Here is a 23,279-nt window from a genome sequence, read left to right as displayed (position 1 = left end):
TGTTACCGCTCGACTTGCATGTGTTAAGCCTGCCGCCAGCGTTCAATCTGAGCCATGATCAAACTCTTCAGTTTAAAAAGTTTGCTCAAACTCGTGAATCACGTCTGACTTTAACTATATTCTTCAATCCGAAGATTAAAGAACGTAAAGCGAATTGACATGGTCACTTGCTTAAGACTTCAAAGTTTTTGAGAAGTCTCCAGCAAGCGCCCACACAAATTATCTGATTATCTATTTTAAAGAGCGTCTGACTCGTTGTTCGCTTCGTTGTTGTGAAGCGTTGTCCGTGTCAGTGGGTGCGTATAATACGCATCAGAATTTTTGACGCAAGCACTTTTTGAATTAATTTTAAAAAAACGCCATTAAAGCTACTCAACCCACCAAACTGATTATTTATTGATCAAGAACAAGCTTTTGACGTTTATTATTTAACCATCTCTATGAGTTTTCTAGCGCAAGTCAACCTCCCAACAATTTTCGAGCGACTATTCGCGCCTGCGCGTGGAGCAGAAAATTAGTTGGGTGGGTGACGCAACGCCACTCTATAAGCCTAAAAACGAAAAAGCCCGCTGCTTATTTATAAGCAGCGGGCTTTTGAAAGGGAGCTAACTAATCAAGCTATCTTAGTTGCTTAAACACAATCCCTAAGATGCCCCATAGTCCGTAGGCACAAAACATCGCCGCTAATACCAATGCCGGCTCTAAAGCGATAAGCACTAGAACTAAAACCGCAATAAGTAAAACGACAAAAGGTACGCGCCCTTTGATGTTTAGATCTTTAAAGCTGCGGTATTTAACATTACTAACCATTAGCAAACCCGCCACTGGTACAAGCAGCGCCATAATAGTGGCTAGTTGCGAGCCTTCAATACCAGCACTTGTTGCAGCCCAAATAACACCCGCCACGATCGCAGCCGCTGATGGACTCGGTAAACCGATGAAGTAGCGCTTATCTTGGCTACCAATCATGGTATTAAAGCGTGCAAGTCGTAGCGCTGCACCCACGGCGTAAATGAAAGCCGCAATCCAACCAACTTTACCAAGCGGAGCAAGCGCCCAAGTAAAGGCGACCAATGCAGGAGCAATACCAAATGACACCATATCGGCCAACGAATCGTACTCAGCACCAAAAGCACTTTGAGTGCGTGTCATTCTTGCAACACGACCATCTAGGCCATCCAATACCATCGAAATAAAAATCGCGACCGACGCTTGTGCAAAGTTGCCATTCATCGCCGCAATAATTGAGTAGAAGCCCGAAAACAGTGCCGCAGTAGTGAATAGGTTAGGCAGTAAATAGACTCCACGACGAGGTTTCTTTAGCGTCTTTGGCGCTTCAGAATCACCGTCTTCCAATTCATCTTTAGGGATGTCTTTTTCGGTTTCTTCTACAGGCATTTCATCAACCTTCATTTAGGGTTCCTATGCTAGTTTAGCAAGCGCGCGTTTAGCGGCGGCAATGGTGAATTCAATATCTTCATCTGAATGTGCATTCGAAATGAAACCCGCCTCAAAAGCCGAAGGTGCCAAGTACACACCATCTTCCAATAGGTAGTGGAAGAAGTGTTTAAACTTCTCAGTGTCACACTTCTGCACATCACTAAATGTAGTAACCTGTTCTTGATCCGTAAAGAATAGACCGAACATACCACCGACATGAACACTTCGCATCGGCACACAAACTTCATCGGCAGCCGCTTGAATACCTTCAACCAACTTTTCAGCCTTGGCTCCTAACGACTCATGAAAACCCGGCGCACTGATGTTGTTTAGGGCAGCAAGGCCTGCCACCATAGCGACAGGGTTACCTGATAGCGTGCCCGCTTGATAAACAGGACCTAATGGAGAAATGTGCTCCATGATTTCACGCTTACCACCGAATGCCCCTACTGGCATACCGGCACCAATGACTTTACCAAGTGTGGTCAAATCCGGTGTAACATTGAATTTTTCTTGCGCGCCGCCTAGCGCCACACGAAAACCAGTCATCACTTCGTCAAAAATCAATACGGCACCCGACGCATCACACACTTCACGTAATGCTTCTAAAAAGCCTGGCACAGGTGGAATGCAGTTCATGTTGCCGGCAACCGGCTCAACGATAATACAAGCGATCTGATCACCAATCTCAGCGAAGCAAGTTTTCACTTCTTCGATGTCGTTGTACTGTAGTGTAATGGTGTGTTGAGCAAGATCGGCTGGCACCCCAGGCGAGTTCGGCACACCTAATGTCAGGGCGCCAGAACCGGCTTTCACAAGTAGTGAATCAGAGTGGCCGTGGTAGCAGCCCTCAAACTTCACGATTTTGTCACGGCCAGTATAACCGCGCGACAAGCGAATCGCGCTCATAGTCGCCTCGGTACCCGAGTTCACCATGCGCACCATGTCCATGGATGGCACTAATTCACAGACTTTTTCAGCCATGGTAGTTTCCACAGCCGTAGGCGCACCAAAGCTTAAGCCGAAATCCAATTGTTTGCGTACTGCGTCCAATACATCAGGATGTTGGTGCCCCAAAATCATTGGCCCCCAAGATCCCACATAATCGATAAAGCGGTTTCCGTCCTCGTCGTAAATGTACGCTCCTTCACCTTTTTGGAAGAAGACTGGCGAGCCCCCAACTCCATTGAATGCTCGAACTGGCGAGTTAACGCCGCCAGGAATGTGTTTTTGGGCGCGAGAATATAAATCTTCTGAACGACTCATAATAGGATCCAAATTTAAAACGGTAAATTAAAACGGTCTAACCACAACTAGAATACAGACACCAATCAGCACTAAGACTGGAAACTCATTGAACCACCGATAGAATTTGTGGCTATGAGTATTTTGGTCCTGAGCAAACTTCTTCAGCAGACGACCGCACGCATGGTGATATCCTAGCAGCAGCGCCACGAGCAAAAGCTTGGCGTGAAACCAACCCGAGCTGAAGTAATAATCTGAGCTGTAAGACACCAGCCAAAAACCCAAGACGACGGTTGCAATCGCCGACGGGGTCATAATGCCACGGTAGAGCTTGCGCTCCATAATTTTAAAACGCTCAATACTCGCTTGATCAGACGATTGAGCGTGATAAACAAACAACCTCGGCAAATAAAATAACGCTGCAAACCAACAAACCACAGCAATAATATGAAACGCCTTAACCCAAAGCATGATTACCCCTTCAATAACATATGATCAAGTTGTTTGGATGTTACTAACCAAAGCTCTTGGCTTTGGGTAAAATTGACTAAGACTTGATGTTGCTCGTGTTCATGCAACCAAGACAGCAGTTCGGCGAGCGACAAGGTAGAGTCAACTACCTGCACCGGCTTACCAACGACAGCCTGCAGCACATCCATCGCTTGACGATCATCCTTGGCCGTTAACCAAGGTTGCGGTCCGACATCTAACTCCTGCAGCTTTTCTAGCATTTCAGATACAGAAACAATGATATAACGCTCATCTTTCTGTATTGCTCCATAGTCTATCATACTTGAAGCTAAATCACGGACTCGTTCAAAATGAAGCAATTCAGGAATGATTTCGATCCTAGTGGCGACACCACGGATATCATGCTGACGCAATACTCGCTGCACTGGACTCCACTCAGACACCAAACCTAAAGCGTTCATTCGCTCCACAAAAATCGAATCTTGATGCAATAACAGACGGACAGCCGTGCAGGTGACAACAATAATCAAGATCGCAGGACCAATGGTCTGCGAGGTGTGGGTCATTTCGACAATCGCAACAATCGCTGCTAACGGTGCCTGAAACACCGTCGCCATCATCGACGCCATGCCAAGCAACACAAATAGCGTCATCTCCGCCATCGGCTGCATAGGGGTTTCAACCATTAAGGACACCTGCGCGCCAAGCAAACCACCGATAACAAATGTCGGGCCGATCATTCCCCCAGGAATTCCTAGACCAATAGCCGTTGATGTTAAAAACACCTTGGCAAATGCTAACAGTAACAAAGGCACCATTAACGCTTCACCAAGCAACAGCGCGTTTAAAGTGTCGTAACTGCTGCCGAGTGCTTGCGGTACTAGAATACCTACAGCCCCTGTGAGCACACCGGCTGTTATAAAGCGGATCGGCATTGGCACTGGCGCTAAGGTCCAGCAAAAACGTTGCAATTGATAGAATACCGCCGACGCCAACACCACTAGCAAAGCAAGCACCGCATAGGCCATTAACATATCGACGTTGTAGATAGGAAGCGTCAGCGTGTGTAGATCGAATAATTCAAAGCGCCCTAATAAGCCTTGGCTAATACCCGTTGCCACAATGGCAGACAATAGAATGGGTAGCACCATACGCAAACGATATTCATGATAAATCACCTCGTAGGCAAACAGCACACCAGCCAAAGGTGTCTGAAAAGCCGCTGAAATTGCCCCGGCAATACCCGACGCTACAAGCGTATCGACTCCGATATAACTTAAACGGAAGCGCTGTGCGATTTGACTACCGAATGTCGCACCGATATGCACCGCTGGGCTTTCTTTACCAACCGACAAGCCACCAATCAATGACAGTACGGCACCGACAAACTGCACCAAAGCATTAATGAAAGGCAAATGCCCTTGGTGATAATTCAAGCGCTCAACCAAAAAAGGAATGCCAACACCTCGATTACGCTGCGGGATCCAATACCAAATAAACGCTAATACCCCACAAGCGACAACCGGCAACAAGAATCTATATTCCGGCGCCAACCCTTCATAATCTTCCGCATGATTTGGTAATAAAGACGACGATACCCAAGACACAAGCTCGACCAGCCCAGTCATGGTGAGGCCGCTAAGCACGCCACAAATTAGCGCTAAGCCAGATAACAAAAGCAGGTCATCTGCCGCAATTTCCCTGTTGCGCCAGCGTTCGATAAAATCCAACCCTTTCAGACTCTACTCCTTATCCGTAAAGAAAATTGGCGAGAAGACCACCTCAGTTGCCAAAGCGGTCTAAGCGATTAGCAAGACACATGTGAGTGACTACCTTATCAATATTAGGCCAACTGTCCATGTCTAGACGAATTTCATGCAACCTGCGCATCGAGTCAGCTTGTACCAACAACATCAGATCCACATCGCCACTAATAGAATGTGCCATTTTGATTTCTGGCACTTGTTCTATATATGGCTGGATTAACTCACACGACAGCGGTCTAAATGTCAGCGCTAAATAAGCTGACACGGCACTTTCTTGAGACTGTCTTACGTGAGCATGATAGCCCGTAATAACCCCTGCTAACTCCAAGCGTTTTATACGATCGGTCACCGCCGAGCGCGACAGATTCACTTGCCGGCTGATGTCAGAAACTGATAAGCGCGCATCCTGAACCAACAGCTTCACGATTTTGTCGTCGTAACGATCCAGTGTCATCAAAGTACCTTATTTAATAGAAAACAGACAAAACGACGGTCAAAACCACAGATTGACGGTCAATGGGTGCGTTTTGCTAGGCCGAAAAAGAAAGCGTTTATTTTAGACTGTCACCATCCAGTTGCTACTCATTTTAGGAATATTACGATGCATTACCAGCGCACTCTAGGGCCGATCCGAGGCATGGCTATGACAGTGACAACGTTTGTTGGCACGGGACTCATGATATTACCCGCCATGTCTGTGGCACAAGCCGGCAGCTTCGCCTTTTACGCATGGCTCATGACAGCCGTCATCATCATTCCCATTGCGTTTGTGTTTGCACTCATGGGAAGTCGCTTCCCTTCTGCCGGCGGCGCAGCGCATTACATTGGCAAAACACTTGGTGCAAAAGCAGAACGTGCCGCTGGCTGGCTGTTTTTGAGCATCCTATTTGTTGGGCCAGCCGTGGCGATCAAAGTCGCAGCAGCCTATCTCGCAGTATTACTCGACTGGCCTGCTGATACAATTTTCGCTCTGAGTCTTGCCACGCTCGTCGGCATGTTAATCTTTTCCGTGGCGGGCCTAAGGCATTCAGCAAACTTTCAAACCGCTGTCGTCGTGTGTTTGATTAGCGCCATCATCACCTTGTTTTGGTTGAGCGATCTTCACGTCGCGACGCTTGCTATCCACCTGCCATCGCAGCCGAACGACCTCGATACCATGCTATTAGCCACCGGCACTATCTTTTGGTGTTTCCTTGGCATTGAAGTCATGGCCCACATGGGCGCAGAATTCAAACAGCCAGAGCGTGACTTTCCTATTGCTCTACTCGGCGGTATTAGTTTAGTGGTCTTGCTTTATCTCGCAACGGTACTCATGGTTGCCCGTTATCAAGTGTATGGCGATGAGCTGACCAACAGCCAATCCCTAGCATTGCTAGTGGGTGCATTGTTAGGCGAAAACACGCAACGCTGGTTTGCACTCGGTGCTTATATCATTGCCTTTTCAAATGTCGGTACGTACATCTTAGGATTTGCGCGCATGGTGCAAACCATGTCGACACAAAAAGCCTTACCAAGCTTCTTTGGCATACTCTCTGAGCGTGGCACGCCTATTCGTGCGGTAGCGTTAGTCGGCGCTATCAGTGCACTGTCTTTACTTGCGATCGAAGTGTTTGGCACACAAATGGAATGGCTGATTGAAATGACGAATGGGGCTTTTCTACTGATCTACACTTTAACCTGCGCCACCGCCATCAAAACGCTTGGTAGCAAACTGCGCTGGTTGACAGTATTAGCGACGATTAGCTGCGGTGCGATGATTTTCTTCATCGGTCAAAACATGCTTTTTGCTCTGACAGTATTTGTGGTCGCACTTGGCTGGGAGCACCTAAAAACTCAACATCCGCCCCTGTGCAATGATAAAATTCATGTACAATGAACCTATCAACATTCACCTCGGTTCAAATCATCGAGATTTTAGGAGAGAACACATGCCATTATTAGACAGCTTTCGCGTAGATCACACGCGTATGCAAGCTCCAGCGGTTCGCGTTGCCAAAACCATGCAAACACCTAAGGGCGACACAATCACCGTATTCGATCTACGTTTTTGCATCCCTAATGCTGAGATCCTATCTGAAAAAGGCATTCACACCCTAGAACACCTTTTTGCTGGCTTCATGCGTGAACACCTAAACAGTGACTCTGTGGAAATCATTGACTTATCACCAATGGGTTGCCGTACTGGTTTTTACATGAGCCTGATCGGCACACCAAGTGAAGACAAAGTAGCGCAAAGCTGGAAAGACGCGATGCAAGATGTGATTGATGTGGCAGCGAAAGAAGACATCCCAGAGCTAAACGAATACCAGTGCGGCACCTACACTATGCACTCACTTGAAGAAGCCAAAGACATTGCGCGCAATGTTCTAGAGCGTGGCGTCCAGGTCAACAGCAACCAAGAGCTTTACCTAAGCGAAGAGTTTTTAGCTGAGCACTCATAACCCCCTTTTGTAAGCCCTCTAACAGAGCATCAAAGCCCAAACAAAAACCTTGTTTGGGCTTTTTATTTGCTCACGTTGACAAAACACTACCTTTCCCTACTCTTGGCACTATTGTCGAACTCAAATGAACCTTCTACTCTTAGAGTTAAAGCCTTGTCATATGGGCTTTTTAGACGTGCCAACATCAGCAAAATAGTTCTACTAAAATAAAACACCAAGTTTGTCATCTGCTTACGCATTTTATGAAGTCAGGCTGGTGACTAAACAAATTTTTATTCTACAATAAACATGTTTTCAGGAAGTTTATGTTGTTAGGTCAATGACTCACAGAAGCATTAACGCCGACGTGCCCCACCCTCGCAACAAAACATCATAGGAACAGAGTGTCGCAACAATGAAATGAAACCATTACACCGATAGCGCTCCTCTCACACCCTGAGCAAGAGCATATTGGGCACACTAGACAACAATAATTAGATCAACAAGACACCACTCAACTCACGAGGATGAGTAAACATGACGAACACAAAAAAAAGCGAACTAATTAGTCGCATCGAAGCAGAGATTAACGATAACTTTAACCCGCAAACTGCGGCAGAACTGACTAAGTTCGCCGGTATGTATTTCCAAGATTTGTTGCTAGAAGACATGCAACACGAATCAATCGATAACCTATACGGCACCGTCATTTGCCTATGGGATTTTCTGCAACAACGTGACAGCAACACCCCAAAAGTTCGCGTCTACAACCCTAATTTTGAAGAGCACAGCTGGCAGTCAACCCACACAGTGGTGGAAGTCGTCGCTGACGACATGTCATTCCTAGTATCATCTTTCAATATGGCGCTGGTACGTCTAGGCCACACTATTCACTTTACCGCCCACCCGATTATTAAAGTGGGCCGTGATAATCAAGGCCAGCTAACTTCTATCGCCTCGGGCGATGACAACGAGCACTCTGAAGCAGTGATCCGTTTCAAAATCGACCGCATTTCAGATCTTGCGCAGATGGACGTGATCCGTGATAGCTTGCTCGACACGATTGTCGATGTTCGTCAAACCGTTGATGACTGGCCAGAAATGAAAGCCAAACTGAGCCAAGCCATCAAAGACTGCGAAAAAATCGCGCACCTAAAAGATAATGAAGCACACCAAGAAAACTTAGCTTTCTTACGCTGGGTTGAAAACGATCATTTCACCTTTGTCGGCTTCCGCGCCTATGACCTTGTTCAAGAAAAAGACGAAACACACCTTAAATTCGTCGAAGATTCAGCCTTAGGCACATTCCGTAAGACCAAAAAAGAGAAATACGATGTGGTGCTCAATGAGCGTCTATCGTCACTGGCTTACGATCACAACAACGCCCTAGTACTGACTAAATCGACGGCTATTTCCACCGTTCATCGCCCTGTTCACTTAGACTACCTAGGTGTTAAGCGCTTTGATAAAAAAGGCAACGTGATTGGCGAATGGCGCTTCTTTGGTTTGTATTCTTCTGCTGCTTACGTGGCTCGCCTGCAAGATATCCCACTGCTGCGTAAGAAGCTGGATACCATCCTTGAGCGTGCCGCGGTAGACCCGAATAGCCACAAGGGTAAAAACCTTAAACATATTCTAAACAGCTACCCACGTGATGAAATGCTGCAAGCACCTGTGGATGAGCTGTACGACACCATCGAAGGTATCTTGGCCATTCAAGAGCGTCGTCAGTTGCGCGTGTTCTTACGCAAGGACATCTATGGCCGCTTCTTAAATGTTTTGGTGTACGTCCCACGTGATCGTTACAACACAGAGCTGCGTATTCAGATGCAAGAAATTCTGATGGACGCCTGCAACGGCACCAGCTCAGAATTCAACGTACAGTTCTCACAACAAGTGTTAGCACGTGTTAACTTCACCATCCAAATTGCTGATCCACAGAACAGCCCTAATGTCGACATTGATGACATCCAGCGCAAAATGCAGGATGCCATGCTGTCTTGGGACGATAAATTGCTGGCGGCGCTGCACACTAGCCAAGGTGAAGAAAACGGCAACCAACTCTACAACGAATACGCGCCATACTTACCGGCAGCCTACCATGAAGATTTCTCGCCAAACACTGCCGTATTGGATCTTGAGCGCCTAAACAGCCTAACCAACGAAGGTGATATTACTACTCACGTGTATCGCCAAGTCGGTCAAACACAAAACCATTACTTCTTTAAAGTATACGGTGCAGGCACCACACTAGTACTGTCTGATGTATTACCGATCTTGGAGTGCATGGGCTTACGCGTACTGGAAGCTCGCCCTTACGAGTTAGACCAAAATGGTGATGGCCAAGCTAATACTTGGATTGTCGAGTTCGCTATTAGCGTTAACCCTGGTGTCAGCCTTGATAAAAAAGCCTATCGCGAAGACTTCCAAAACGCCTTCAACCAAGTCTTCAAGCGCCGAGTAGAAAATGACCGTTTTAACTCATTGGTACTGGATGCATCCCTAACATGGCGTCAAGTCACCATGCTACGTGCTGTGACTAAGTACTTGGTGCAACTGCAAGTGCCGTTCTCATTGCAATACATGCAGCAAACCCTTGAGAAAAATGCGCCTATTGCACGTTTATTAGTACAACTGTTTGAGCAGCGTTTTGACCCATCGTTAGACGATGCTTCTCGTGATGAGCAAGTCACACAACTACTTAAAGATCTTGAAACGGCGTTTGATGAAGTCGCTAACCTAGATGAAGACCGCATTCTGAAACATTACTTGTCGGTTATCCAAGCAATGTTGCGCACCAACTTCTACCAACCATCAGAAGAAGGTGACGTTAAAGACTACGTCTCATTCAAACTGGATCCAAGCCTAATCCCTGCGGTGCCATTACCACGTCCGAAGTTCGAGATTTTCGTCTACGCGCCATGGGTAGAAGGCGTGCACATGCGTGGTGGTAAAGTCGCGCGTGGTGGTTTGCGCTGGTCTGACCGTATGGAAGATTTCCGTACTGAAGTACTGGGCCTTGTTAAAGCGCAAATGGTGAAAAACGCTGTAATCGTACCCTCTGGTGCCAAAGGTGGTTTTGTCGCCAAGCAGCTGAAGAAAAACATCTCACGCGAAGAAGTCCAAGCCGAAGTGGTACGTTGTTACACCACCTTTATCTCTGGTCTACTGGATATTACCGACAACTTGGTGCAAAGCGAAGTCGTGCCACCATTGTCAGTTAAGCGTTACGATGAAGACGACCCATACCTAGTGGTAGCAGCCGACAAAGGTACTGCGACCTTCTCCGACTTGGCCAACAGCATTTCTGAGAAATACGGTTTCTGGCTCGGCGATGCGTTCGCTTCCGGTGGTTCGAATGGCTACGATCACAAGAAAATGGGCATCACTGCACGTGGTGCATGGGAATCGGTTAAGCGTCAATTCAAAGAAATTGGTATCGATTGCCAGTCCACTGACTTCACCGCAGTCGGCATCGGTGACATGGCCGGTGACGTATTTGGTAACGGTATGCTGCTATCTAAGCATATTCGCTTAATTGCAGCCTTTAACCATATGCACATCTTCATTGATCCAACGCCGGATGCAGCTAGCTCATTTGAAGAGCGTCAGCGTTTGTTTAACCTACCGCGTTCATCTTGGGAAGATTATAACCAAGAGCTGATCTCTAAAGGTGGCGGCATCTTTAGCCGCGCAGCGAAATCGATTCCGATCAATGCAGATATTCGCAAAGCATTAGGCATTGAGGAAAATGTTAAGTCACTTGCACCAACTGACTTAATCTCGCACATCCTTAAAGCCCCTGTAGATCTACTATGGAACGGTGGTATCGGTACTTACGCCAAAGCCTCTACTGAGACCCATGCCGAAGTCGGCGATAGCGGCAACAACTCATTGCGTGTTAACGGTAATGAGCTGCGCTGCAAGATTATCGGTGAAGGTGGCAACCTAGGCTTTACCCAAAAAGCCCGTATCGAGTTTGCGCAAAATGGTGGCTTGGTCAGCACTGATGCCATTGATAACTCTGCTGGTGTGGACAGCTCGGATCACGAAGTAAACATCAAGATCTTGTTGAACCGTATCGTTGAAAACGGCGACATGACAGAGAAACAGCGCAACAAGTTGTTGGCCGAAATGACTGACGAAGTCGCTGAATTGGTACTACGTCACAACCGTGGCCAAAGCCATCTATTATCGTTGGTTAACTCCCATGCAGCGGATCGTATCGCTGACCACTGGCGCCTAATGCTTTCTTTGGTACGTGAAGGTCGCTTGAACCGCGAAATTGAGTTTTTGCCAAGCGATGCGCAAATCAAAAAACGTATGAGCAAAGGCCAAGGGCTGACTCGCCCTGAGATCTCTGTATTGCTGGCTTACTCGAAGATCAAGTTCGCTGAACAGTTAGTGGAAGATGGCATCGGTAAAGACGCCGACCTGCAAGCGCAAATTAAAGACTACTTCCCGAAACCACTGGTAGAACGCTTCTCTGAACACATGAGCGAGCACCCACTGGCGGCGGAAATCATCGCTGCGCACGTCACCAACAACGTTGGCAACCGCATGGGGTCTTACTTCACCACGTACATTCAAGAAGAGACCAGTTGCTCAGCATTGAATGTTTTGCGCGCCTACATGGCCGCGGAAGCCATCTTTGATGTACCTGCTATTTGGCAAGCGATCAATGACCTAGACTTCAAGGTTGAAAACGATGTACTGAATAAGCTGCAAATTGGCATTCAAAGCCTGCTTGAGCGCGCCACACTTTGGTTGATTCGTAACACACGTGAAACGCTTTCAATCCAGCGTTTGACGGATACTTATAAGCCAGGCGTGGAAATCATTCGTAACAACTTAGCGACGATCTTGACCAAAGAAACCCAAGACTACATGAGTTCTATCAGCCAAGATCTGCAGAAGAAAGGGATCCCAGACAGCATCGCGCAAACCTTATGTGCCTTGCCTTACGTGTTCTACGGTCTGGATATCATTCGCGTATCGTCAACCACAGACAAAGAGGTACTCGATACTGCACAAACTTACTTTGTGCTCGAGCGAGATCTAGGGCTTTACTGGCTACGTCAGAGCGTTAGCGCTCTACCTGCCGAAGGCATGTGGGAGCGTCGCGCTAAAGCGGGTCTTGGTGATGAAGTGGATAACGCTCTGCGTACCATTACTCAAGAAGCGATTCAGTCCGGTAGCGATATCAAAGATGTTGATAGCCGTCTGAAGCACTGGCAATCGCTGAATCACGATAATATCAAGCACTACCATGCGACCTTTGATGACATCAAAACCGAGTCAGAATTGTCGCTCTCGATGGTAACTGTTGCTATTCGTGAGTTGAGAAATTTGATATAAACTTAAAACAGCGGCCCACAACACGGGCCGCTCTATTTTAAGAGGTATTAAAAAGTGACTGAACAAGTAACGAGAGCAACATTTGACGAAGTAATGGTTCCAAGCTACGCGCCAGCAGCGATTATTCCTGTGCGTGGTGAAGGCTCTCGCGTGTGGGATCAGGAAGGCAAAGAGTACATCGATTTTGCAGGCGGCATCGCCGTGACTGCATTAGGGCACTCCCACCCGACATTGGTTGACACTATGCGTGAGCAAGCCGGCAAGCTTTGGCATTTATCCAACGTGATGACAAATGAGCCAGCCCTACGCTTGGCGAAAAAGCTAACCGAGAAAACTTTTGCTGACCGTGTCTTCTTCGCCAACAGTGGCGCCGAAGCCAACGAAGCGGCGTTTAAACTTGCTCGACGTTACGCGTTTGATCACTATGGTCCGGAAAAGAACGAAATCATTTCGTTCTACCAATCCTTCCACGGTCGTACACTTTTCACGGTTTCTGTCGGTGGCCAGCCAAAATACCGCGAAGGTTTTGAGCCAGCGCCAGGCGGTATCAAGCACTGTGAATACAACAATATCGAACAGCTTAAATCGCTGATTTCTGATAAAACATGTGCCGTGGTGATGGAACCGATTCAAGGTGAAGGCGGTGTGATCCCAGCCAATAAAGAATTTGCGAAAGAAGTTCGTGAGCTGTGTGATCAATACAACGCCCTATTAGTCTTTGATGAAGTGCAATCGGGTGTCGGCCGTACCGGTACGCTGTACGCTTACGAGCAGACAGGTGTGACACCTGATGTACTCACTTCCGCTAAAGCCCTAGGCAATGGTTTCCCAGTCGCGGCTATGATGGCGACTGAAAACGTTGCCAAAAGTCTTGCGTTTGGTACTCATGGTAGCACTTACGGCGGCAACCCAATGGCTTGTAGCATTGCTGAAGCAGTGATCGATATCATCGACACCAATGAAGTGCTAAGCGGTGTTAACCGTCGCCATGAAGTATTTGTGGAAGCGTTGACTGCCATTAACGAGAAACACCATATCTTTAAAGATATCCGCGGCATGGGACTTTTGATCGGTGCTGAAGTGACTGATGCTCTAGCCGGTCACGCGAAGGACTTCTTAGCTCATGCAGCTGAAGAAGGCTTATTTGTATTGGTTGCTGGACCAAACGTGTTGCGTTTCACGCCTTCGCTTGTGATCCCTGAAGCTGACATTAAAGAAGGTTTCGAGCGCTTTGAGCGTGCGGTTGTCAAAACCCTAGCTGACATCAAAGCTTAAGGCATGACCTTACTGTTATCCAAAGCCGCGCTTCGTCGCGGCTTTTTTGATGGTGGTCATGGCCCAAGGTGTCTATCAATACACTTAATTAACAGAACGTTTGCACTGCTCAGTTGTCGAACCCTGCCGGCTGGTTTAAGCTCTAGCGTCATGCCAAGTAAATCAACCATTTACCACAATCTACTCATCCATAGAGAGAGATAAACTGTGTTTTTATCCTTTTTCCCAAAACCTAAGCTGTTTTTCTTAACGTTTGCTGTTTGGGCACTTTTTTGCGTCATCAGCTGGTATACCTTCGGCCAAGATCTCGGTCCTTACTTAAGCCTTGGTCAGTTCTTTGGCGTTAATTATCCAAGCGCATTGGCTGAAGGGGCTGATCAGGCTGCACAAGCAGCTTTTCAAGAAGCCTACTCTTTTGCCAGCGATGTCTGGCTCTACCAATATATGTTGGTGTGCTATGCCCTATTTGTCGGCGCATGGATGTTTTTTGGCGGTCACAAATGGGCTAAATGGTCGGTACTAGGCTCAGCGCTAATTGTCTTTATTACGTGGTTTCAGGTGCAAGTCAGTGTGATGATCAACGAATGGTACGGCAGCTTCTACGACCTAATTCAGAAGGCACTGACTAACCCCAATACGATCACCCTAAGCGACTTCTACGGCCAGCTCACGACCTTTGCCATCATCGCTTTAGTCGCGATCACGGTATCAGTCTTCAATAACTTTTTTGTCAGTCACTATGTGTTCCGCTGGCGTACCGCCATGAATAATTACTATACCTCCATGTGGCCCAAAGTTCGTCACATCGAAGGTGCCTCGCAGCGTATTCAAGAAGACACCATGCGCTTTGCCAGCATTATGGAAAGCCTAGGTGTGCGCTTTTTGGATTCGATTATGACACTGTTGGCGTTCCTGCCCGTATTGTGGGGCTTATCGAGCTACGTCACCGAACTGCCTCTAATTGGTGAAGTACCTCAATCCCTCGTGTTTGTCGCCATTCTGTGGTCAATTATTGGTACTGTTTTGCTGGCGACCGCAGGGATTAAATTGCCAGGTCTTGAGTTTAAAAACCAAAAAGTTGAGGCGGCTTATCGTAAGGAGCTGGTCTACGGGGAAGATTACGCCGATCGTGCCCAACCAGTGCAACTGAATGAGCTGTTTAGTAATGTACGTAAAAACTACTTCCGCCTGTACTTCCATTACCTGTACTTCAACGTCGTACGTTATGGCTACTTACAAGCAGGCGTCTTGGTGCCATTAATCGCATTAGGGCCATCTATTGTGGCCGGTGCCTTCACCCTAGGTGTCATGCAACGTATTTCTAATGCCTTCAACCAAGTTGAAAACTCTTTCCAATTTTTGGTGAACTCTTGGACCACGATTGTCGAGCTGCTGTCTATTTATAAACGTTTGAAAGCGTTTGAAGCGGCCATCGACGCAACCGCCGACCGTGAAGAAGTCGCTCAAGAAGCGTAAACACTGATTTGATCAGATGATTTATGTCCTAGGCACTGGCGCTTTGTTTTTTCCTCATCGCGCCAGTGCTATGATTAGCCCATTCGTAGATTGCCTGCTGGTACATTCGCTATCAGCTTGCTTGGAGACAAAACATGAAAAAAGTATTTATTGACGGCGAGACGGGCACCACGGGCCTACAAGTTCGCGAACGTTTGGTTAATCACCCAGAGATCGAAGTGATCAGTATCGATCCAGAAAAAAAACGTGACGTTGAAGAAAAGCGCCGTTTGATGAAAGAGGCCGACGTCACGGTATTATGTTTGCCTGATGACGCGGCGAAAGATACTGTTGCGCTGGCGCAGGAAGAAGGCTGTCGCGTACTGGATGCGAGCTCTGTACACCGTGTGGCAGAAGGCTGGGTGTACGGTATGGCGGAGCTTGATCAAAGCCAACGTCAACAAATCCAACAAGCACAGTTTGTATCGAACCCTGGCTGCTATCCAACCGGTATCATCCTATTGTTGAAACCTCTGGTCGAACAAGGGCTATTAGCGGCTGATGGCCATTACACAGTGAACGCGATCTCAGGCTACACAGGTGGTGGCAAGCAACTGATTGAACGCTATGAAAGCGATGAAACCGCGCCAACCTACGCGACCTATGGCTTAAACTTTAAGCACAAACACTTGCCAGAAATTCAAAAGTGGTCTCAGCTAACACACACACCGATTTTCATTCCAAGTGTCGGTGACTTTGCTCAAGGTATGTTGATCAGCATTCCGTTAACCCTGACAAACGGCATGACTGGTGAGGCATTACACCAAGTATTAACTTCTACTTACGCAGCCGAAAGCTTTGTGACGGTGCATCCGTTTAATGAAGTAAAAGACAGCCATGCACCATTTTTGACGCCGCATGGTTTGGAAAATACCAACCAAGTTGAGCTGGCAGTATTTGCTTCCGAAGATGGCCAATCGGTTGTATTAAGTGCCAAGCTTGATAATTTAGGCAAAGGTGCATCAGGCGCCGCCGTGCAAAACCTTAACCTAATGCTGGGCTGCCAAGAAGATCTAGCGGTCGAGCTTTAATAAAAGTTTCGTTATAAAAAAGCCCATTACGGCAACGTAATGGGCTTTTTTTGGCTCGATATCTGGACTAATTGCGCGCAAGGGCAATACGTTTCGCCGTCACGGCTTTTTTGCGTACCCCAATCTCTTGGCCTAAGACAAACAGGTCACCATTAAGTCCTGTCAATTGGCGTGGCACATGAGCTTCTTTGGCGATACGAGCATTGGCTGCCATATGTGCGGCTTCACCGTGAGTCGGGATCGCCACTTGCGGCCTTACCCAGTCGTACATATTCGCTAACTCTGCTTGGTACGGGTGACCACTCACATGAATCGGCAGCTCGGTATCGTGGCTTTGTAAGGTGCGAATGCCTTGAGCCTTAAAAGACGCGACTAGACGCTCGATCGATGCTTCATTACCAGGAATAATCATGGCACTAAACAGCACAAGATCGCCCTTTTCAAGCGTCAAATCAAAGCAGTTACCGTGAGCCATACGGTTAAGCATGGCACGTGGCTCGCCTTGACTGCCCGTCGCGACTGCCAGCACCTCATGTGCGGGCAAATACCCCACGTGGGCACTATCCACCATTGGTAAACCAGCCGGCCAATAACCAGAGGCTTTGGCCGCGCTCACCATATTTTGCAGCGAACGCCCTAACAAACATAGGTAACGACCAGTGGCCTGGGCGATCCGCGCCAAAGAAACTAAACGAGCGATGTTGCTGCTAAAACACCCTACGACAACACGCCCTTGCTCTTGCGAAATCACCTCCAACAACGCTTCATAACAATCGCCCTCGGACACCGAATGACCCGTTTTCAAAGCATTCGTCGAATCACAAACCATCGCCGTCACATCACGACTGCGCAACGTCGACAACACCGCTGGGCTAAATTTGTCACCAATCACTGGATTATGATCAATCTTCCAATCGCCTGTATGAAACACATTACCGGCAGGGGTCTCGATCATTAAACCACTCGGCTCAGGAATCGAATGGGTGAGCGTAATCCATTGCAACTCAAACGGCCCAACAGAAAAACGACTTCCCATCGGTAATTCATGAATAGTGACATCTTCTAATAGTCCAACTTGAGCCAGTTTGCGGCGTAAAATTTCCGCGGTAAAAGGTGTGGTGTACACCGGCGCTTGAAAGCGCCGCCACAGGAAAGGTAAGGCGCCGATATGATCTTCATGGGCATGGGTAATCACAATCCCCGCTAAACGCGATCGCTGCTGAGCAATGAAATCAGGATCTGCACAAACCAATTCATGAGTTCGTTCTGATCCTGCTTCGATTGGCTCATTAAAGGACACACCGCAGTCGACCATTAGCCACTGGCCATCATGGCCATATAAATTCAAATTCATGCCGATCTCGCCCGTACCACCAAGTGGAAGGAACCAAAGATCGTTTTGCATTGGCATCAACTGCTCCACATAACTCTCCTTTTATATTTATTTTCCTATTCTACGCGAATCAAATTGAACTTAGTTCATGCTGGGCTTATAGTCAGACCAATTAAGTTCAAGTTGCTGCACATTTACATTGGTTTTGAGCAAAAAATGATCAAATGATCTACGCTTAATGGATACTATAAAGGAATTACCAATGCTTAATATTACCGTATGGGGCCTAGCCCTAGGTCAAGCACTTCTCATTACAGGGAACATTCTATTAGTCTCAGTCACCGCGCTGATTGGACAATCTATGGCGCCTGATTACTCATGGGCGACATTGCCTGTGGCGTTGCAATTTTTAGGGTTAATGGGCGTCACACTTCCCGCAGCTCTATTGATGGGCTGGCTAGGCCGTAAAAAAGGCTTTTTGTGCGGCAACCTGATTGGTGTCGTCGGGGCTTTGCTGGCCTATTTTGCCGTCAAACATCAGCTGTTTGGGCTATTTTGCAGCTCAACCTTTTTGTTGGGCATGGCCATCGGGATTGGCCAACAATACCGCTTTGCGGCGACTGAAAATGCACCTAAAGAGAAAGGCCCGCAAGCGATTAGCTTAATCATGGGCGCTGGGGTTATCGCTGCAATTTTAGGTCCTAATATGGCCGTATGGTTCGAACACTGGGCACCAGACACCCATTATTTAGGCGCTTTTGCAGCGCTGCTGGTGCTGTATGTCATCAATACATTTATCATTGCTCTACTGCCTCTTAAGCCCCCCGTATCTAAAGCGCTACTAGGGACGCCCACACCTTATAAAACTCTATTGAAAAAGCCGCAACTGATTGGTGCGTTTACCGCTGGCGCTATTGGCTATGCCGTCATGGTATTAGTTATGACCGCCACACCACTCGCTATGCAGCACAGTGGCTTTCACTTTGGCAGTACCGCAAGTGTCATTCAGTGGCATGTTTTGGGGATGTTTTTACCGTCTTTTATCACGGGTAAATTAATCAGCCGCTTCGGAACGTATCCTATCATTCAACTCGGCTGTGTCTTACTGCTTAGCTGTGTGCTGCTGAACCAACTAGGCATTACTTACTGGCACTTTTTAATCGCATTGGTCGCGCTAGGAATCGGCTGGAATTTTACCTTTATTGGCGCCACTACGCTGCTGACACGCTCTTACCTACCGGAAGATAGAGCGCGTGTGCAAGGTTTAAATGACTTATTGGTCTTTAGTAGCGCTGCGTTTGCTAGCTTATTAGCTGGCTACTGGCACTCTATCTTTGGCTGGGAAATCCTCAATTTATTGATGATTCCAGCTATTTTGATGGCAATGTTTACCTTGATGTCGCGTCGCCGTCGCGCAGTGATCATTGCCGGTACTACTGAGCCTCTGAACGAATCCTAGAGGATAACTTTAACTATGAAGCGAAATGGATGACAATGACGCTCTGGTCCATTTACAAAAAGGCGCATTGTCATGGGTATTTTTTCAAGCTTGAGCAAACTATTTCAATCCACTGGTGACAGCTCTGAGGCAAACCAAGCCGAGACGGTTGAATACAACGGCTATCAAATTACGCCAACGCCGCAAGCGGATCAGGGACAATATCGTGTTTGCGCCGTTATCACGAAAGGCTCAGCAGAAGAGGTGCGTAGCCATACCTTTATCCGCTCTGACTTGTTACCAAGCTACGATCAATGTGTCGAACTCACTGTTCGTAAAGCTAAACTGACCATCGATCAGCTCGGTGAGCAAATTTTTTAGGTCGCTTTGATGCTTAGTTGGCGCTTGCAGCACAGTAAACCAGACATCCTTGGGGTACCGTTTGTCGCTCATACTTTTCGCTTCAATGGTCCAGTAAGTGCTGTCGAAACTACCTTGGTCGAGTATGTGCAACCCAGCCTTCATAAACGAGCGATCTTATACTTACATGGTTATACAGATTACTTCTTCCAAGACTCCTTAGCCCCACACTTTGCCGAGCAAGGCTGGCAATTTTTTGCACTAGATCTGCAGGGCTATGGTCGCTCTATTCGCCCTAATAGTCGCCCAAACTGGTGTGAAGATCTCGCTCAGTATCATGATGACTTGAGCATTGCCTTAGCAGAGCTTGGCCAACGTGGCATCGATGAGGTCGTACTACTGGCGCACTCAACAGGTGGGCTGATCGCCAGCAGTTACTTACAACGCTACCCAGAACAGGTTGCGCAAGTAAATGCAGCTCATCCGACTATCAAAGGCTTGATTCTTAATAGCCCATTTTTAGAGCTGCCCTTCTCGCCAAAGCTGCTCAAGTATCTCAGCCTACCCATTCGTTTAACCGTGTCCTTGCTCCCGTTTCATAACTTACGCGCCGAAAAAATCAGCGTTTACGCAAAGACACTGCACCGTTGCTATGCAGGCGAATGGAGTTATCGGTTGGATTGGAAGCCTAGCCAAGGCTTTCCACTGTCGTTTCATTGGCTAAAGCAAGTCATGCTGACACAAAAGTCGTTGCGCCAACGCCCGATAAAGACACCCACTCTTGTCTGCCATTCAACACTCACCACTCGCAAACTTGATGATGTCGATGCCACTCGCAAAGGCGATGGTGTACTCGATGTTGCCAGCATGACACAAGCTGCCCAAGTGATGTTTCAAAAAGCCACCTTTGCCAGTATTGATGGTGGCTATCACGATCTTTACTTATCCCCAAAGCCGATCAGACAGCGCTATCTAACTCGTATTGATCATTGGCTAGCACAACTCAGTTAACTACCTTGAGCGCCCATCACTTTATCAAGCCAACGGGTTGATAATACTCGCTTCATCAAAGCCGCTGCATAAGTAGGCCAAGTAACATAATAGCGTGGCTTGGGTTTTGAGGATTCTAATGCGTGCACCAGTTTATCCACCACGGCGCTGGCTGGTAATGTGCCTCGCGAAGCTGGTCCAACTTTAGACATACGCTCGATCGCTGCCTGATAAGCCTTTTGATGACGACTGTTGGCGATATCAATATTGGTCTGCAAAGCCGCGAGAGCATTAGCGCGAAAACGGCTGGTAATTGGCCCTGGCTCAATCAAAGAAACGTTAACAGGCGTATCACTAAGCTCCATACGCAATGTATCCGTCAGACCTTCTAAGGCAAACTTGCTGGCATTATAAGCGCCTCGAAACGGCGCGGCGACCATGCCCAGCACCGAGCTGTTGTGCACGATGCGACCATAACCTTGGGCTAGCATGAGTTTCACCACACGCACGGTCAGATCATGTGTGCCAAATACATTGACCTCAAACTGCTGGCGTAACACATCAGGGCTTAGATCTTCCACGGCACCTGGCTGACCGTAAGCGCCATTATTAAATAACGCGAATAACTCTCCACCGGTAATCGCTAAGGTCTGCTCAAACCCTTGGCGAATGGATTCGCTGTCGGCTAAGTCCAGCTGAATCACATGATGCAATCCAGCCTGCTGCAAACGCTTCACATCCTCTGGCTGACGACAGCTCGCGACGACTAAATAATGCTTGGCTTGCAGCATTAAAGCCGCTTCAAGTCCGATGCCACTGCTACAGCCAGTAATAAGTATGGATCGCTGCATCATCTCTCCTAATTATCGAGTTACACTTGATTACATAAAGATGACACTTCATTGCCACCTTATGCCTATTTTTTGATCTATATCAGAGTCTTTTTGCCAAGGATCTCCATAATTCGCGCTTATAATAAATTCTAGGGAGAGCGAAATGAAACTTGCCAATATCAAAGTTAGCCGGAAGCTTTGGGGACTCATCTCCTTACTCGTGGCGCTACTGGTTGCCTTTGAGTGTACCGCCTACATCACACTGTACCGCGAGCTGCTGGACGCACGCAAAATGCAAGTGCAGGAGCAAGTTGAAAACGCTTACTCTTTAATCGATTACTACCATAACCGCGCGAATGAGCTTGGCGAAAACGAAGCCAAAGCACAAGCTTTACAAGCATTGTCGGCATTACGCTACGGCGATGGTGGCTACTTCTGGATCAACGACTACCAACACACATTGCTAATGCACCCGCTTAAGCCACAGTTAAACGGCAAAAATGTCAGCAATAGCACTGATGCTGCAGGCAAACACCACTGGCAAGCCATGGTCAGTACCGTCAAACAAAACGGTGCTGGATTTGTTGAGTATCAGTATCAAGGCCCACAAGTAGACCGTCCTGAAGACAAAGTATCTTATGTTAAAGGCTTGCCTGACTGGGGCTGGATTGTTGGCTCAGGTGTATTCTATACCGATGTGAAAGATGCCTTTTGGAGTGAAGTAACCCGCTCTATCATTATCGAAACGCTAATCGTATTAGTCGCCTTATCATTAAGTTGTCTGATTGTACGCGGCATCGTACGCCCACTCAAAGCCGTGACGAATCACCTGCAAACCGTCTCTAGTGGCGACTTAACAGCGCACATAGACATGGATCGTAAAGACGAATTAGGTATCCTTGCGGACTCTGCCAACCAGATGTCACGCTCACTGAGCACCACATTGGGTCAAGTTGCCCATGCAATTGATGAGCTGCAAACCGTTTCCTTGCAGATGCGTGCTAATACCACGCAGACTCAAAGCGGTATGGATGCACAATTCCAAGAGGTTGAGAAAGTAGCCTCAGCAATGAATGAGATGTCCTACTCCATTCGCGATGTGGCCGGCAACGCCAAAGATACCGCTGATGCGACACAACTTGTGCAACAAACTACACGCAGCTCAAGCAAGGACCTTGATGATACCAATCAAAATATCCAAGTGCTGACCCATCATGTGGAGCAGGCCAATAAAGTCATCATTGAGCTGCTGTCTCAAACCAAAGAAATTGACTCAGTATTAGGTGTCATCGGCGATATTTCTGAGCAAACGAACTTACTTGCCCTAAACGCCGCCATCGAAGCAGCACGCGCTGGCGAAATGGGACGAGGCTTTGCTGTGGTCGCCGACGAAGTGCGCTCATTAGCCAGCCGCACACAAAGCTCTACTGTGGAGATTCGAGCTATTATCGAGAAACTACAGCAACAATCTAGCAATGCATCTGACTCAATGGCCACAAGTACCGTGCAAGCAGAGCAAGGCGCCGAACGCATGAAAGCCGCCGCAGATAATCTGAGCCATACCTTAGTTCAGGTCGACGATGTCTCCAACCGCAGTATGCAAATCGCCTCAGCGGCAGAACAACAAGGTCAGGTAGCCGAAGAAATTAACAGCAATCTGATGGGCATTCGTGAAGTATCGGAGCGTGTGCTACAAGAATCACAGCAAGTAGCGCAAGGTTCTGAAATGGTAGCGAATATGGCAGATGCACTACGCAAGCAAATCAATCAGTTTCGCTTTAACTAAACAAAAGGGGCTCGGTGT

At 47.6% G+C, this 23,279-nt stretch carries 17 protein-coding genes and 1 rRNA gene; 10 read left to right on the top strand and 8 right to left on the bottom strand.

Annotation, left to right across the window (positions count from 1 at the left end):
- From JQX58_RS09800 to JQX58_RS09775, 6 genes are all read right to left on the bottom strand, one after another.
- Nucleotides 1–74 (bottom strand): 16S ribosomal RNA (locus JQX58_RS09800); the annotation flags it as partial.
- A gap of 544 nt (nucleotides 75–618) precedes the next feature.
- On the bottom strand, nucleotides 619–1,413 hold the full coding sequence (pssA, locus tag JQX58_RS09795) for a CDP-diacylglycerol--serine O-phosphatidyltransferase (RefSeq protein WP_239090235.1): 795 nt from the start codon (nucleotides 1,411–1,413) through the stop codon (nucleotides 619–621).
- A gap of 9 nt (nucleotides 1,414–1,422) precedes the next feature.
- On the bottom strand, nucleotides 1,423–2,706 hold the full coding sequence (gene hemL / locus JQX58_RS09790) for a glutamate-1-semialdehyde 2,1-aminomutase (RefSeq protein WP_204146643.1): 1,284 nt from the start codon (nucleotides 2,704–2,706) through the stop codon (nucleotides 1,423–1,425).
- Between the two features lie 27 nt (nucleotides 2,707–2,733).
- Nucleotides 2,734–3,156, bottom strand: coding sequence for a protoporphyrinogen oxidase HemJ (gene hemJ, locus JQX58_RS09785; protein WP_204146642.1), 423 nt, complete (start codon nucleotides 3,154–3,156; stop codon nucleotides 2,734–2,736).
- 2 nt (nucleotides 3,157–3,158) lie between these two features.
- Nucleotides 3,159–4,886 (bottom strand): chloride channel protein, encoded by a 1,728-nt coding sequence (locus JQX58_RS09780; protein WP_204146641.1) that lies wholly within the window; start codon nucleotides 4,884–4,886, stop codon nucleotides 3,159–3,161.
- Between the two features lie 52 nt (nucleotides 4,887–4,938).
- Nucleotides 4,939–5,376: an Lrp/AsnC family transcriptional regulator gene (locus tag JQX58_RS09775; protein ID WP_204146640.1), complete on the bottom strand. Its 438-nt coding sequence runs from the start codon at nucleotides 5,374–5,376 to the stop codon at nucleotides 4,939–4,941.
- Between the two features lie 147 nt (nucleotides 5,377–5,523).
- Between JQX58_RS09775 and yjeH the strand changes: the two genes are divergently transcribed.
- The 6 genes from yjeH (at nucleotide 5,524) to argC (ending at nucleotide 16,521) form a co-directional block, all read left to right on the top strand.
- Entirely contained in the window at nucleotides 5,524–6,798 is a 1,275-nt protein-coding gene (gene yjeH / locus JQX58_RS09770; protein ID WP_204146639.1) for an L-methionine/branched-chain amino acid transporter, read from the top strand.
- A 52-nt stretch (nucleotides 6,799–6,850) separates the two neighbouring features.
- Nucleotides 6,851–7,363 carry an S-ribosylhomocysteine lyase gene (gene luxS / locus JQX58_RS09765; protein WP_204146638.1) on the top strand — a complete coding sequence of 171 codons (513 nt, stop codon included), beginning with the start codon at nucleotides 6,851–6,853 and terminating at the stop codon, nucleotides 7,361–7,363.
- 516 nt (nucleotides 7,364–7,879) lie between these two features.
- Nucleotides 7,880–12,700, top strand: coding sequence for an NAD-glutamate dehydrogenase (locus JQX58_RS09760; protein ID WP_204146637.1), 4,821 nt, complete (start codon nucleotides 7,880–7,882; stop codon nucleotides 12,698–12,700).
- A 54-nt stretch (nucleotides 12,701–12,754) separates the two neighbouring features.
- Nucleotides 12,755–13,975 carry an acetylornithine/succinyldiaminopimelate transaminase gene (locus JQX58_RS09755; RefSeq protein WP_204146636.1) on the top strand — a complete coding sequence of 407 codons (1,221 nt, stop codon included), beginning with the start codon at nucleotides 12,755–12,757 and terminating at the stop codon, nucleotides 13,973–13,975.
- Between the two features lie 207 nt (nucleotides 13,976–14,182).
- Entirely contained in the window at nucleotides 14,183–15,451 is a 1,269-nt protein-coding gene (gene sbmA, locus JQX58_RS09750) for a peptide antibiotic transporter SbmA (protein WP_204146635.1), read from the top strand.
- A 134-nt stretch (nucleotides 15,452–15,585) separates the two neighbouring features.
- Nucleotides 15,586–16,521 carry an N-acetyl-gamma-glutamyl-phosphate reductase gene (gene argC, locus JQX58_RS09745; protein ID WP_204146634.1) on the top strand — a complete coding sequence of 312 codons (936 nt, stop codon included), beginning with the start codon at nucleotides 15,586–15,588 and terminating at the stop codon, nucleotides 16,519–16,521.
- A gap of 67 nt (nucleotides 16,522–16,588) precedes the next feature.
- Here the strand turns inward: argC and JQX58_RS09740 are convergent, their stop codons facing one another.
- Complete coding sequence (locus JQX58_RS09740) at nucleotides 16,589–17,944, bottom strand: MBL fold metallo-hydrolase (RefSeq protein WP_204146633.1); 1,356 nt, start codon at nucleotides 17,942–17,944, stop codon at nucleotides 16,589–16,591.
- Between the two features lie 172 nt (nucleotides 17,945–18,116).
- Here JQX58_RS09740 and JQX58_RS09735 point away from each other — a divergent pair, with 172 nt between their 5' ends.
- The 3 genes from JQX58_RS09735 to JQX58_RS09725 all read left to right on the top strand — a co-directional run bounded on the left by JQX58_RS09735 (nucleotide 18,117) and on the right by JQX58_RS09725 (nucleotide 20,663).
- Nucleotides 18,117–19,313, top strand: a complete 1,197-nt coding sequence (locus JQX58_RS09735; protein WP_204146632.1) for an MFS transporter — start codon at nucleotides 18,117–18,119, stop codon at nucleotides 19,311–19,313.
- 72 nt (nucleotides 19,314–19,385) lie between these two features.
- Nucleotides 19,386–19,673, top strand: a complete 288-nt coding sequence (locus tag JQX58_RS09730) for an HlyU family transcriptional regulator (protein ID WP_204146631.1) — start codon at nucleotides 19,386–19,388, stop codon at nucleotides 19,671–19,673.
- A gap of 9 nt (nucleotides 19,674–19,682) precedes the next feature.
- The gene (locus tag JQX58_RS09725) at nucleotides 19,683–20,663 is read left to right on the top strand and encodes an alpha/beta hydrolase (protein WP_204146630.1); all 981 of its coding nucleotides are present in this window, start codon (nucleotides 19,683–19,685) and stop codon (nucleotides 20,661–20,663) included.
- Here the strand turns inward: JQX58_RS09725 and JQX58_RS09720 are convergent.
- The gene (locus tag JQX58_RS09720; RefSeq protein WP_204146629.1) at nucleotides 20,660–21,493 is read right to left on the bottom strand and encodes an SDR family NAD(P)-dependent oxidoreductase; all 834 of its coding nucleotides are present in this window, start codon (nucleotides 21,491–21,493) and stop codon (nucleotides 20,660–20,662) included. The genes JQX58_RS09725 and JQX58_RS09720 overlap by 4 nt on opposite strands.
- 145 nt (nucleotides 21,494–21,638) lie before the next feature.
- On the opposite strand from JQX58_RS09720, the gene JQX58_RS09715 reads away from it, so the two are divergent.
- Nucleotides 21,639–23,261: a methyl-accepting chemotaxis protein gene (locus JQX58_RS09715; RefSeq protein WP_204146628.1), complete on the top strand. Its 1,623-nt coding sequence runs from the start codon at nucleotides 21,639–21,641 to the stop codon at nucleotides 23,259–23,261.
- Nucleotides 23,262–23,279 lie beyond the last annotated feature (18 nt).

This window comes from Marinomonas ostreistagni (assembly GCF_016888445.1).
Taxonomy (GTDB): Bacteria; Pseudomonadota; Gammaproteobacteria; order Pseudomonadales; family Marinomonadaceae; genus Marinomonas; species Marinomonas ostreistagni.
This window is presented reverse-complemented; position numbering and strand designations above follow the sequence as displayed.

Coding starts and splice junctions, on each gene's coding strand:
- pssA (WP_239090235.1), bottom strand. CDS start 1,413: ATGAAGGTTGATGAAATGCCTGTAGAAGAAACCGAAAAAGACATCCCT.
- hemL (WP_204146643.1), bottom strand. CDS start 2,706: ATGAGTCGTTCAGAAGATTTATATTCTCGCGCCCAAAAACACATTCCT.
- hemJ (WP_204146642.1), bottom strand. CDS start 3,156: ATGCTTTGGGTTAAGGCGTTTCATATTATTGCTGTGGTTTGTTGGTTT.
- JQX58_RS09775 (WP_204146640.1), bottom strand. CDS start 5,376: ATGACACTGGATCGTTACGACGACAAAATCGTGAAGCTGTTGGTTCAG.
- yjeH (WP_204146639.1), top strand. CDS start 5,524: ATGCATTACCAGCGCACTCTAGGGCCGATCCGAGGCATGGCTATGACA.
- luxS (WP_204146638.1), top strand. CDS start 6,851: ATGCCATTATTAGACAGCTTTCGCGTAGATCACACGCGTATGCAAGCT.
- JQX58_RS09760 (WP_204146637.1), top strand. CDS start 7,880: ATGACGAACACAAAAAAAAGCGAACTAATTAGTCGCATCGAAGCAGAG.
- argC (WP_204146634.1), top strand. CDS start 15,586: ATGAAAAAAGTATTTATTGACGGCGAGACGGGCACCACGGGCCTACAA.
- JQX58_RS09735 (WP_204146632.1), top strand. CDS start 18,117: ATGCTTAATATTACCGTATGGGGCCTAGCCCTAGGTCAAGCACTTCTC.
- JQX58_RS09730 (WP_204146631.1), top strand. CDS start 19,386: ATGGGTATTTTTTCAAGCTTGAGCAAACTATTTCAATCCACTGGTGAC.
- JQX58_RS09725 (WP_204146630.1), top strand. CDS start 19,683: ATGCTTAGTTGGCGCTTGCAGCACAGTAAACCAGACATCCTTGGGGTA.
- JQX58_RS09720 (WP_204146629.1), bottom strand. CDS start 21,493: ATGCAGCGATCCATACTTATTACTGGCTGTAGCAGTGGCATCGGACTT.
- JQX58_RS09715 (WP_204146628.1), top strand. CDS start 21,639: ATGAAACTTGCCAATATCAAAGTTAGCCGGAAGCTTTGGGGACTCATC.